This window comes from Testudinibacter aquarius (assembly GCF_004342725.1).
Lineage (GTDB): Bacteria > Pseudomonadota > Gammaproteobacteria > Enterobacterales > Pasteurellaceae > Chelonobacter > Chelonobacter aquarius.
Genome location: NZ_SMCP01000003.1, coordinates 132172 through 144838 on the forward strand (window position 1 = coordinate 132172; position 12667 = coordinate 144838).

At 40.4% G+C, this 12667-nt stretch carries 15 protein-coding genes; 6 read left to right on the forward strand and 9 right to left on the reverse strand.

Going from position 1 to position 12667, the window contains the following annotated elements; genetic code table 11:
• Positions 1-11 precede the first annotated feature (11 nt).
• The 6 genes from rplL to secE form a co-directional block, all read right to left on the reverse strand.
• The gene (gene rplL / locus EDC16_RS04095) at positions 12-380 is read right to left on the reverse strand and encodes a 50S ribosomal protein L7/L12 (RefSeq protein ID WP_132965685.1); all 369 of its coding nucleotides are present in this window, start codon (positions 378-380) and stop codon (positions 12-14) included.
• A gap of 54 nt (positions 381-434) precedes the next feature.
• Positions 435-926: a 50S ribosomal protein L10 gene (rplJ, locus tag EDC16_RS04100; RefSeq protein WP_132965688.1), complete on the reverse strand. Its 492-nt coding sequence runs from the start codon at positions 924-926 to the stop codon at positions 435-437.
• Positions 927-1211: 285 nt separating this feature from the next.
• Positions 1212-1904 (reverse strand): 50S ribosomal protein L1, encoded by a 693-nt coding sequence (gene rplA, locus EDC16_RS04105; RefSeq protein ID WP_132965690.1) that lies wholly within the window; start codon positions 1902-1904, stop codon positions 1212-1214.
• 4 nt (positions 1905-1908) lie between these two features.
• Positions 1909-2337, reverse strand: a complete 429-nt coding sequence (rplK, locus tag EDC16_RS04110; RefSeq protein ID WP_132965692.1) for a 50S ribosomal protein L11 — start codon at positions 2335-2337, stop codon at positions 1909-1911.
• A 136-nt stretch (positions 2338-2473) separates the two neighbouring features.
• Complete coding sequence (gene nusG, locus EDC16_RS04115) at positions 2474-3028, reverse strand: transcription termination/antitermination protein NusG (protein ID WP_132965694.1); 555 nt, start codon at positions 3026-3028, stop codon at positions 2474-2476.
• Positions 3029-3031: 3 nt separating this feature from the next.
• Positions 3032-3442: a preprotein translocase subunit SecE gene (secE, locus tag EDC16_RS04120; RefSeq protein ID WP_132965696.1), complete on the reverse strand. Its 411-nt coding sequence runs from the start codon at positions 3440-3442 to the stop codon at positions 3032-3034.
• 423 nt (positions 3443-3865) lie between these two features.
• Between secE and EDC16_RS04125 the strand changes: the two genes are divergently transcribed.
• From EDC16_RS04125 to EDC16_RS04150, 6 genes are all read left to right on the forward strand, one after another.
• On the forward strand, positions 3866-5053 hold the full coding sequence (locus EDC16_RS04125) for a glycoside hydrolase family 88 protein (RefSeq protein ID WP_132965698.1): 1188 nt from the start codon (positions 3866-3868) through the stop codon (positions 5051-5053).
• Between the two features lie 9 nt (positions 5054-5062).
• Positions 5063-5560, forward strand: a complete 498-nt coding sequence (locus tag EDC16_RS04130; RefSeq protein ID WP_132965701.1) for a PTS sugar transporter subunit IIB — start codon at positions 5063-5065, stop codon at positions 5558-5560.
• A gap of 12 nt (positions 5561-5572) precedes the next feature.
• Positions 5573-6370, forward strand: a complete 798-nt coding sequence (locus EDC16_RS04135; RefSeq protein ID WP_132965703.1) for a PTS mannose/fructose/sorbose/N-acetylgalactosamine transporter subunit IIC — start codon at positions 5573-5575, stop codon at positions 6368-6370.
• Positions 6360-7175 (forward strand): PTS system mannose/fructose/sorbose family transporter subunit IID, encoded by an 816-nt coding sequence (locus EDC16_RS04140; protein WP_132965705.1) that lies wholly within the window; start codon positions 6360-6362, stop codon positions 7173-7175. The genes EDC16_RS04135 and EDC16_RS04140 overlap by 11 nt, the downstream gene beginning before the upstream one ends.
• Before the next feature lie 262 nt (positions 7176-7437).
• Positions 7438-7875 (forward strand): PTS galactosamine/N-acetylgalactosamine transporter subunit IIA, encoded by a 438-nt coding sequence (gene agaF, locus EDC16_RS04145; protein ID WP_132965707.1) that lies wholly within the window; start codon positions 7438-7440, stop codon positions 7873-7875.
• Positions 7876-7950: 75 nt separating this feature from the next.
• Entirely contained in the window at positions 7951-8661 is a 711-nt protein-coding gene (locus EDC16_RS04150; RefSeq protein WP_132965709.1) for a GntR family transcriptional regulator, read from the forward strand.
• 81 nt (positions 8662-8742) lie between these two features.
• Here the strand turns inward: EDC16_RS04150 and tuf are convergent, their stop codons facing one another.
• The 3 genes from tuf to rpsG all read right to left on the reverse strand — a co-directional run bounded on the left by tuf (position 8743) and on the right by rpsG (position 12657).
• Positions 8743-9927 (reverse strand): elongation factor Tu, encoded by a 1185-nt coding sequence (gene tuf, locus EDC16_RS04155; protein WP_132965711.1) that lies wholly within the window; start codon positions 9925-9927, stop codon positions 8743-8745.
• Between the two features lie 59 nt (positions 9928-9986).
• Positions 9987-12092, reverse strand: coding sequence for an elongation factor G (gene fusA / locus EDC16_RS04160; protein WP_132965713.1), 2106 nt, complete (start codon positions 12090-12092; stop codon positions 9987-9989).
• A 94-nt stretch (positions 12093-12186) separates the two neighbouring features.
• On the reverse strand, positions 12187-12657 hold the full coding sequence (gene rpsG, locus EDC16_RS04165) for a 30S ribosomal protein S7 (protein ID WP_132965715.1): 471 nt from the start codon (positions 12655-12657) through the stop codon (positions 12187-12189).
• Between the last annotated feature and the right edge of the window lie 10 nt (positions 12658-12667).

Consider the following 12667-nt stretch of genomic DNA (forward strand, 5'->3'; position numbering starts at 1 on the left):
AATAAAATTAATTATTTAAGTTCAACAGAAGCGCCCGCTTCTTCTAATGTTTTCTTCAGTTCTTCAGCTTCAGCTTTAGAGATGCCTTCTTTCAGAGCTGCCGGTGCAGATTCAACCAAGTCTTTCGCTTCTTTCAAGCCCAAACCGGTTGCACCACGTACTGCTTTGATAACAGCAACTTTGTTAGCGCCCGCTGCAGTTAATACTACATCGAATTCAGTTTTCTCTTCTGCTGCTTCTGCTGGACCTGCTGCTACAGCTACTGCTGCCGCTGCTGCAGAAACACCGAATTTTTCTTCCATTGCAGAAATTAATTCTACGATTTCAGTGACAGTTTTAGAAGCAATCGCTTCAATGATTTGTTCGTTAGTTAATGACATGACAATCAATTCCTAAAGTAAATAAATTAAACGAGGTAAGAAACGCTTTGATAATTAAGCAGCTTCTTGTAATTTGTCGCGTAATGCCGCAAGAGTGCGAGCAAGTTTGCCTGCCGCAGCTTCTTTCATAGTACCCATTAAACGTGCAATCGCTTCGTCGTAAGTCGGCAATGTTGCTAAGAATTCAACATCTTGGATTTTACCTTCGAAAGCGGCACCTTTAAGTTCGAACTTATCGTTCGCTTTTGCGAAATCTTTGAACAAACGTGCAGCTGCGCCCGGATGCTCATTAGAAAATGCGATAAGTGTCGGACCTGTCATCACGTCTTTCAAGCACTCGTAGTCAGTGCCTTCTACCGCACGACGTAATAAAGTATTACGCACGACACGCATAGTAACACCGGCTTCACGCGCAGTTTTACGCAATTCAGTCATTTTATCCACAGTCACACCGCGAGAATCCGCAATCACTGCTGATAGGGCACCTTTGGCTGCTTCGTTTACTTCAGCAACAATTGCTTGTTTGTCTTGAAGATTTAATGCCATTGGCTTATAGCTCCTGAATACACTCCGGTTTCCCGGATTTAAATTCCTTGATATGCAAGCATATCAAGACGTCTTTCGGTGCGCAGAAGCAGAAAATTATTCTCATTCTGTTCACCATCTACGCAGGATAATTAAGAAATTATCTGAGTTTGCTCACACAACTTCCCCTGCGGTCTTGGATGGGGCTTGAATAAGGTCAAGCACCAACCAGAAGTTTCCGACTAAACTGCCATCGGAAAATAAGGGGAGGATTATAAACACAATTCTCCCCGCTGTAAAGTTTTATTAGCTCAAGCTGGTTTGATCAATCGCTACGCCTGCACCTTGAGTGGTCGAAAGGCTGACTTTCTTGATAAAGATCCCTTTAGAGCTTGCTGGCTTTGCTTTCACTAAAGCTGCCAACAAGGCTTGCAAATTCTCTTTCAATTGGTCTTCTGAGAAATTTACTTTACCGATAGTGGTATGGATAATACCATTTTTGTCGTTACGGTAACGAACCTGACCGGATTTCGCGTTTTTAACCGCTTCCGCTACGTTAGGGGTTACTGTACCGACTTTCGGGTTTGGCATTAAGCCACGAGGGCCTAAGATTTGACCCAATTGACCTACAACACGCATTGCATCCGGAGAAGCAATAACCACATCGAAGTTCATTTCGCCTTTTTTGACTAATTCAGCCAAATCTTCCATACCGACTAAATCTGCACCGGCTTCTTTTGCTGCTTCAGCGTTTGTGCCTTGAGTAAATACGGCAACACGTACTTCACGACCAGTTCCGTGTGGCAACACCGTTGCGCCACGCACGTTTTGGTCAGATTTACGCGCTTCGATACCCAAATTAACAGCAACATCAACGCTTTCAACGAATTTTGCAGTTGCTAATTCTTTTAACAAAGCAACAGCTTCGTTGATTTCGTAGGCTTTTGTTGAATCTACTTTCTCTTGGATCGCTTTCATGCGTTTGGTAAGTTTAGCCATTTGATTAGTCCTCCACTACCAAGCCCATTGAACGAGCGGTACCTTCAATAGATTTCATTTTAGTTTCGACGCTTGCACCGGTCATATCGGCTGCTTTAACTTCAGCGATCTCACGCACTTGTGCACGAGTGACTTTACCGACTTTCTCTTTATTCGGTTTACCAGAACCAGATTTAACACCTGCCGCTTTTTTCAGCAATACTGCTGCCGGCGGAGTTTTAGTGATAAAGGTAAAAGAGCGGTCTGCATAGACTGTGATAACAACTGGAGTCGGTAAACCTTTTTCCAAGCCCTCAGTACGAGCGTTGAATGCTTTACAGAATTCCATGATGTTGACACCTTGTTGACCCAATGCAGGACCAACCGGTGGACTCGGATTTGCCATACCGGCTGCAACTTGCAGCTTAACGTAGGCTTGTACTTTCTTTGCCATTTTTATTTTCCTCTTGCGGGTATTATCGCCTTGCGGCTCCCCTGTTTATAAAAGGCAGTATTCTAATTAAACACTGCCTGTTTTTCAAGCATTTTAGCGTAAAATACTTGAGAAATTATGCCTTGAACGTGCCGACTTAAACCGCTTTTTCCACTTGGCGGAACTCCAGCTCCACCGGTGTTGCACGCCCAAAAATCGATACTGATACTTTAATACGGCTTTTATCGTAATCGACCTCTTCAACCGTGCCGTTGAAATCCATAAATGGACCTTCGGTAACCCGCACTTCTTCGCCCGGTTGGAACAGCGTTTTCGGTCTTGGCTTATCACCATCTTGTTGTAGACGGTTTAAAATCGTATCGGCTTCGCGTTTAGAAATCGGCGCAGGTTTGTCTGGCGTACCACCAATGAACCCCATCACACGAGGCACACTACGCACCAAATGCCAAGTGTCATCGTTCATTTCCATTTGTACCAGTACATAACCGGGGAAGAATTTACGCTCGCTTTTACGACGTTTACCCGCAATATTTTCAACCACTTCTTCAGTTGGCACTAGCACTTCACCAAACTGATCTTCCATATTATGTTGTTTGATATATTCGATTAATGTTTTCGCTACACGGCCTTCAAAACCGGAGAAAGCCTGTAAAACATACCAGCGTTTTATTGGTGCTGTATTCTCGCTCATAAATTAAAATCTCAGGTTAGTAATAAAGGAGATAACCGCAATAATCAAGGAATCAAATCCCCAAAGCACTAAAGAAGCAACCACGGTTACACCAAAAACAATCAATGTTGTTTGCATAGCCTCGGAGCGTTTCGGCCAAACGATTTTTCTTAATTCACCACGTGACTCTTTGAAAAAACCAATCGCTTTTTTACCTTGATTAGTGACTGCGACCAGTCCTAAAGCTGCGACCATTAAGATTACCATGGCAACGATACGAATTGCCAACGCAAATTGATCGGCAAAATAGGTATTCCCCACCGCAGCAACAACGATCAATAACACAGCTAAAAGCCAAAGCAAATTATTTACTGCTTTGCCTTTACCCTCATGACTTTCAATAAGTGCTTGTTTTTTAATATTTTCTGAACTCATGCTTTTTATCTATCCGATCCAATGAATAACGGTATATTTTTGAACGAGCGATTGTAGCACTTTCTTTATGAATTGTGTAGATGGATTATAAGCAAAAACAGGACAAGGACACATCTTGAGCAAAAAACACCCACTTAATAAAGACTGTTTGCTTATACCATCCAGCTGGGTGAATGAACGTATGTCAGCTGAATAGCTATTATATAGGTGAATTTAGCCGGATTATGTTCTTTAACATCCTCGAAGCCTCAATAAAGGCCATAACTTATTGCTACATATCTAGTAATAAGATAAGCGTTTTTCTTAAAAAGTGTGATGTAGTTCTAATTTTAAGATAAAAATGATTGATAGAGAAATATATAACTTATAGATTACCACCATAACCGGTTAACGCTATAAGCTAACATCTTTAAAGAGGATATTATGAGAAATCTTGCTATAGAGCCATTATTACAAAGTGAACGCTACTTTAATAATGGTCTTCTATCACAACAAAAAATTGAACACGCTATTCAACGCTGTTTAGATAAAATAGACAGCAACATTGCTAAACTTGGAGAATTATTTCCTACTCCAGCAACGTTAAACAATACTTACCAACCAATGCCTAATACCGAATGGACTAATGGTTTTTGGACAGGTATTTTATGGCTTTGTTACGAAGAAACCGGCTTAGAAAAATATCGTATATTAGCTGAAAAACACGTCATTTCATTTTTACATAGAATAGAACACAATATAGAGGTGGACCATCATGATTTAGGCTTTCTATATAGTATTTCTTGTGTAAGCGCGTACAAATTGACAGGTTCAGAAATTGCTAAAAAAGCCGCATTATTAGCAGCAGAGAAATTAATTGGTCGTTATCAAAAAAAAGGTTATTTTATTCAAGCTTGGGGGAATTTAGGTGCACAAGATAACTACCGCCTTATTGTTGATTGCCTACTAAATATTCCTTTATTATATTGGGCAACAGATATTACAAATAACCCAAAATATAGAGAAGTAGCTGAGAAACATTATAACACAACAATAGATAATGCGATTCGTGATGATGCTTCTGCATTTCATACATTCTATTTTGATAACACAACTGGCATGCCACTTTATGGAAAAACGCGCCAAGGTTATTCTGATGACTCAAGTTGGGCAAGAGGACAATCTTGGCTAATCTATGGTATTGCATTAAATCACAGTTATCATGAACAACTAAAAAACCTACCTCTCTTTAAAGCCGTCAATAATTATTTTCTAAATCGTTTACCGAAAGACTTTATTTGTTATTGGGATCTAATTTTTCAAGATGGCTCTGGTCAATCTAAAGATTCATCAAGCGCAGCTATTGCAGTATGTGGAATGAATCTTATGTCACAATTTTTACCTGAAGCAGATTCTTTAAAATTAACTTATAAATATGCGCAACATGCAATACTTGGTAGTTTAATTGATAATTATACACAGTTAAAAACAGCTGGTATTACAGCGCTAATTAATGAGGGGGTTTATTCTTGGCACTCTGGAAAAGGTGTAAATGAAGGTAATTTATGGGGCGATTATTTCTACTTAGAAGCATTAATTCGTTTTAAAAAGCACTGGAAAATGTATTGGTAAGGAGAAAATATGACAACACCAAACATCAAAATGGTCCGCATTGATGAGCGTTTAATTCATGGGCAAGGACAACTTTGGATTAAAAATTTAGGCGTAAATTTAGTTATTTGTGCAAACGATCAAGTTTCCACTGACGAATTTCAACAAACTTTGATGAAAACAGTTATACCAGAAGATGTTGGCGTCCGTTTTTGGACTATAGAAAAAACTGCTGAAGTTATTCATAAAGCAGCACCACATCAAACTATTTTCGTCATCGTTGCATCTGTTGCTGATGCTAAAAAATTATGTGAACTTGGCTTCCCAATGACAGAATTGAACATTGGAAATATTCATCATGCTGAAAACAAACAAAAAATCTCACAATTTATCTATCTAAGTACAAATGAAAAAATGGATTTACAAGAACTACAACAAAAATATCATATAAAATTTAATACAAAAACGTCCCCAGTTTCTAATGATGGGGTGCAAGACATCGATAACTTATTAAAAGCAATTCAATAAGGAGTAATTAAAATGGAAATTACGCTAATTCAAGGCCTTCTCATAGGGCTTGTTACTGCATTTTGCTATTCAGGAATGTTACTTGGCATTTATACCAACCGAGCAATTGTGATGTCTTTTTTTGTTGGGCTAATTTTGGGTGATTTACCAACTGCAATTATTTTTGGTGCACTTGCAGAACTTGCATATATGGGGTTTGGTGTAGGTGCTGGCGGCACTGTTCCACCTAATCCTGTTGGCCCGGGTATTGTTGGTACAATTATGGTCATTACACTAAAAGATCAAGGTGTAACACCAGAGTCCGCATTGGCACTTTCTTTCCCATTTGCGGTGTTATTCCAATTTGTTTCGACCGCTCTTTATACCGCTTTCGCAGGATTACCTCGTTGGACATCAAAAGCTATTCAGGAAGGGAGATATTCTAAATTTCACTTGTTAGCTAATGCGACTTATATTGGTTTTGCTATCACCGGTTTCTTTATCGGCTTAGCTGCTGCATTAAGTCGCCCAGCACTACAAGCTTTTGTAGAAGCTCTACCACAATGGCTAATTAATGGGTTTGCCGTTGCTGGTGGCTTAATCCCGGCGATTGGTTTTGCAATGATCCTTTCTGTAATGATAAAAAAGCAACTTATTCCATATCTATTACTAGGCTATGTCTGTATTGCTTATTTAAAACTTCCGACAATGGCAGTCGCACTAGTAGGTGGTATTTTTGCCTGCATCTATTACTTTAATAAAAGTAATAATAATGACCAACAATCCCAAGTAACCATGAATAGTAAAGAGGACTTTAACGATGGAATCTAAGCAACCGATACTAACAAAAAGAGATTATTTTATTACATCTATCCGCTCTTATTTGTTACAAAGTGCATTTAACTATACAGCTTATCAAGGTGTGAGCTATTTGAATGTTATTTTTCCTGCATTACGTAAAATCTATCACAATGATCAAGCAAAATTAAAGGAAGTTGCCACTGCTAATCTGGAGTTTTATAACACAAATCCTCATATGGTACCTTTTGTAACAAATATGCAATTGGCGATGTATGACAATGGTCAGGATGTCACTACAGCACGCAGTATTAAAATGGCTATGATGGGACCATTGGCAGGCGTAGGCGACTCCATTGCACAATTTGGTCTAGCGCCACTTTTTTCTACAATTTTTGCAGGTCTTGCCCTTGATGGATTAGGTTTTGCACCTATGGGCTATTGGTTTGCGATGATATTATCATTATTAGTATTACGATTAAGTATGGGGACACTCGGCTATCGTTTAGGAACGAGTGCAATTCAATCGCTTAGTGATCAAATTGGTAGAGTATCAGAAGCAGCTAGTATCGTGGGCGTTACAGTTATCGCGGGATTAGCAACACTCTTTGTTAAAGCCAAAATTGCGCTAGAATACACCACTATATTAGATACAGGGGAAAAACAAGTTGTAGCATTCCAAACGATTTTAGATAAAATTATGCCAAATTTACTACCAGTATTAGTTACTATTCTTGTTTATTATCTATTGAAAAAACGTAATTGGAATACTTACCAACTTTTGTTCCTATTGTTTGGTATAGGTATAGCCGCTTCTTCATTAGGTATTTTACAGTAACCTAGAGAACTGCTTTTATCCAGCAGAGGTGGGGGCCCCCACCTTCCTCTGGCATCACCTTACGGCGGTTCATATTAATTCTAAAACTGCCTATGTAACGATAGACTCATTCAGAAGATCTTTGTGGTTATTTATCTATTCCTAATCTAGTTACTACATAAATTCTCATATTGTAGATAAATGATTATTACAGGCAAAATGGAATGAAATAAAGCTATTCATAAAAAGCGATTTAGTAATATAAAAATTTAAGGAAATAAAGATGATTGGTATTATATTGACAGGACACGGCGAATTTGCAACAGGTTTGGCAGATTCATTACAAATGATAGCTGGTAACCAAACACATTTTCAAGCTATACCTTTTAAACAGAATGCCTCCCTTCACGAATTTGAAAAATCATTAGAACATGCAATAGACGTATTATTGGAAGAGACTGATGGCGTAGTTATTTTTACAGATATTCTTGGTGGTACACCATTTAAAACAGCAATATCGGTTACACAAAAAGTAGAAAATATAGAAGTATTATGTGGTACAAATCTACCGATGTTAATTGAAATAGCTATGGCTAGAGACTTTGAGAGTTCAGTTTCTGAATTAGCACAACAGGCTATAGGTATTGGAAAAGAAACTATTTTATTAGCTTCCGTGATGACTCGACAGAAAATAATTAATAATTGTGAAGAAGGTATTTAGTTTGCTATTTATTTTTTCTTACGTCTATGATAGAGTCTTAAATATCTTATTGTTATATTTCCTTAGGAGTTTATTTTGTTACCAAAATATGAAAAAATTAAGAGGGATATTATTGCTGACATTGAAAATAGTATTTTTTTACCTGGTGATAAAATTTATTCAGAAAATAATTTAAAGCAAAAATATAATGCAAGTAATACAACTGTCGTAAAAGCTTTAAATGATTTAGTCAGTGATGGATACGTTATTCGCAGACAGGGTATTGGTACTTTTGTACGCCGTAATATACGCCATAAAAAAGTATTGCTCAGTGAGATTTCCCCCCTACATTCGCATAGTACATCCATTGAGAAAACAGAAACTACAGTTCTTCCAGCGAGCCAAAATCCCGTAATTTCAATAAAATTAGGGAGTAAAAATGGTTTAGAGCCGGTTATCAAAATAATACAAACTTCTCTTTTGAATGATAAAATTTGGAAAATTCAAAACCGCTATATTTTAGCCCATCGTTTATCGCCGGAAATGATTGAGCATATCCAGCAGGGAGCCAGCTTATCTGATGAGCTTCATTTAGAAAGCAATATGGCTAATTTACCTATGAAAATGCAAATCAAAGCTGTGAAACTACCTGCTGATATAGCAGAAACTCAAGAAATATCTAAAGGCGAAGAGATCACATTAATCAAAATTGAACGCTTAATTTATAATTTAGAACGCTCACCTATTGAGTTTAGCGAAAGCTTTATTTGCCCAGAACATTACGCTATAGAGGTGATATCTGAATGATTAGATGTACAAGCAAAAACTCTGCAAACTAAATAAAGAAGGCGTATCAAACGATACGCCTTCTTAGCTTATTTAATCAAATTATTTGATAATTTTCGCTACAACACCCGCACCTACTGTACGGCCACCTTCACGAATCGCAAAGCGTAAGCCTTGGTCCATCGCGATTGGGTGAATCAGGCTAACAACCATTTGGATGTTGTCACCCGGCATAACCATTTCCACGCCTTCCGGTAACTCGATGGTGCCGGTTACGTCCGTTGTACGGAAATAGAACTGTGGACGGTAGCCTTTGAAGAACGGAGTATGACGGCCGCCTTCATCTTTCGACAATACGTACACTTCTGATTCGAAATCAGTGTGTGGTGTGATTGAACCCGGTTTCGCCAATACTTGACCACGTTCGATCTCTTCACGTTTTGTACCACGCAACAGCGCACCGATGTTCTCCCCTGCACGACCTTCGTCTAACAGTTTACGGAACATTTCAACACCGGTAACGGTGGTTTTGGTGGTCGCTTTGATACCGACGATTTCAACTTCGTCACCGGTACGCACGATACCGCGTTCAACACGGCCGGTAACTACTGTACCACGACCGGAGATTGAGAATACGTCTTCAATTGGTAACAGGAACGGTTGGTCAATCGCACGCTCAGGTTCTGGGATATAAGTATCCAAGTGACCGGCTAATTCGATGATTTTTGCTTCCCACTCAGCATCGCCTTCCAACGCTTTCAGCGCAGAACCGCGTACGATTGGCGTGTCATCGCCCGGGAAATCGTATTGAGACAGAAGTTCACGCACTTCCATTTCAACTAATTCTAATAACTCTTCGTCATCCACCATATCGCATTTGTTTAAGAATACGATGATGTAAGGCACGCCTACTTGGCGACCTAACAGGATGTGTTCACGCGTTTGTGGCATCGGACCGTCAGTCGCCGCAACAACTAAGATTGCGCCGTCCATTTGTGCCGCACCGGTGATCATGTTTTTCACATAGTCGGCGTGTCCCGGACAGTCAACGTGCGCATAGTGACGAGTTGGGGTGTCGTATTCAACGTGTGAAGTGTTGATGGTGATACCACGCGCTTTTTCTTCCGGCGCATTATCGATTTGATCGAAAGCACGCGCGGCACCGCCGTAGGTTTTTGCCAATACAGTGGTGATTGCTGCAGTTAAAGTTGTTTTACCATGGTCAACGTGGCCGATTGTTCCCACGTTAACGTGCGGTTTTGTACGTTCAAATTTTTCTTTAGACACGATTAAGTTTCCTTATGTAAAGTCTACAAGCCAAACGGCTTGTAGATTTGTTTAATAAATTACTTCGCTTTGCGTGCTTCGATTACAGCATTTGCCACGCTAGTCGGTGCTTCAGCATACTTCAATGGTTCCATTGAATAAGAAGCGCGACCTTGGGTTTGCGAACGAAGGTCTGTTGCATAACCAAACATCTCCGAAAGTGGAACTTCGGCATTGATTTTTACAACAAATTCATTACTTTCTTGGCCATTCACTAAAGCACGACGACGGCTCAAGTCACCGATAACGTCACCGACATAATCCGGTGGTGTTTCTACTTCAACTTTCATGATCGGCTCAAGCAATACTGGCTTCGCTTTCATATAGCCAGATTTGAACGCTAATGAGGCTGCCAATTTAAACGCTAACTCAGAGGAGTCAACATCATGGTAAGAACCGAAGTGCAAACGCACACCCAGATCAACAACAGGATAACCTGCTAATGGACCGGATTTCAATTGTTCCTGAATACCTTTATCAACTGCTGGGATGTATTCGCCAGGAATCACACCACCTTTGATTTCGTTCACGAACTCATATCCCGGACCTTCCGGCTCTAACGGATACAGATCGATCACCACATGACCGTATTGACCACGACCACCGGATTGTTTAGCGTGCTTACCTTCAACGTCTTTAACCGTGTCACGAATAGTTTCACGATAAGAAACTTGTGGTTTACCGATATTCGCTTCTACTTTAAATTCACGACGCATACGGTCAACCAAGATATCCAAGTGCAATTCACCCATACCGGAAATGATGGTTTCGCCCGATTCTTCATCAGTATGAACACGGAATGAAGGATCTTCTTGTGCCAAACGTCCCAGAGCGATACCCATTTTTTCTTGGTCAGCTTTGGTTTTTGGTTCAACTGCAACCGAAATAACCGGCTCAGGGAACTCCATACGCTCAAGGATAATTGGCGCATTTTGGTCACACAATGTATCACCGGTACCCACATCTTTCAAACCGATTGCCGCAGCAATATCGCCCGCACGAACTTCTTTGATCTCTTCACGCTTGTTGGCATGCATCTGAACGATACGACCAAAACGCTCACGTTTTTGTTTCACTGAGTTCATCACGCTATCACCGGAGTTGATCACACCGGAATAAACACGGAAGAAAGTTAAGTTCCCTACAAACGGGTCAGTTGCAATTTTAAACGCCAATGCAGAGAACGGCTCATCATCAGATGGATGACGCTCACCTTCGGTTTCGTCTAAATTGATGCCTTTAATCGCTGGTACGTCCGTCGGCGCTGGTAAATATTCGATTACCGCATCCAACATCGCTTGCACGCCTTTGTTTTTAAACGCAGAACCACAAGTAACCAAAATAATTTCGCTGTTCAAGGCACGTTGACGTAAGCCGAATTTGATCTCTTCTTCAGTCAGCTCTTCCCCGCCCAAATATTTTTCCATCAACTCTTCAGAAGCTTCAGCGGCGGATTCGATCAAATTTTGTTGCCATTCTTCAGCTAAATCTTGTAATTCAGCCGGGATGTCTTCGTAAGTGAAGGTCATACCTTGATCAGCTTCGTTCCAGTTGATTGCTTTCATTTTCACCAAGTCGATCACGCCTTTGAAGTTCTCTTCAGCACCGACTGGTAATTGCAAAGGTACAGCATTGCCGCCCAAACGAGATTTAATTTGTTCAACCACGCGCAGGAAGTTAGCACCGGTACGGTCCATCTTATTAACAAAAGCAATACGTGGAACCTTATATTTGTTTGCTTGACGCCATACAGTTTCTGACTGAGGTTGCACACCACCCACAGCACAATACACCATTACCGCACCATCAAGTACACGCATTGAACGCTCTACTTCGATAGTGAAGTCAACGTGTCCCGGGGTATCAATAACATTAATACGATGTTGTTCGAACTGATTGGACATTCCTCTCCAGAATGCCGTTGTAGCCGCAGAAGTAATAGTAATTCCACGCTCTTGCTCTTGTTCCATCCAGTCCATGGTGGCGGCACCATCATGCACCTCACCAATCTTATGACTGACACCGGTATAGAACAAAATACGTTCACTCGTCGTTGTTTTACCTGCGTCGATATGAGCACTGATACCGATATTACGATAACGCTCAATTGGAGTTGTTCTAGCCACGATTATTTCCTCTCGTTAGGCGTTGAAAAAAATGTTCTTTTGAAACAGGCTTGAAAAAATCAAGCCTGTCATGCGAATCAACAATATCGGGGTATTACCAGCGATAGTGTGCAAACGCTTTGTTGGCTTCCGCCATACGATGAACGTCTTCACGTTTCTTAACTGCTGCGCCTTTGTTATCAGCAGCATCGGACAATTCATTCGCTAAACGTAACGCCATTGATTTGTCACCACGCTTACGCGCAGCATCTACGATCCAACGCATGCCTAATGCATTACGACGAACCGGACGTACTTCAACAGGTACTTGGTAAGTTGAACCGCCAACACGACGAGATTTAACCTCAACTGTTGGACGAACATTGTCAAGTGCGGTTTCAAATGCTTCCAAATGATCTTTACCGGTACGTTGAGCTAAAGTATCCAGGGCATTGTAGACGATTTTTTCTGCGATAGATTTTTTACCATCTACCATTAATACATTGATAAATTTTGCAAGTAATTCTGATCCGAACTTAGGATCTGGAAGGATCTTGCGTTGACCAATTACACGACGACGTGGCATGGCATTTCTC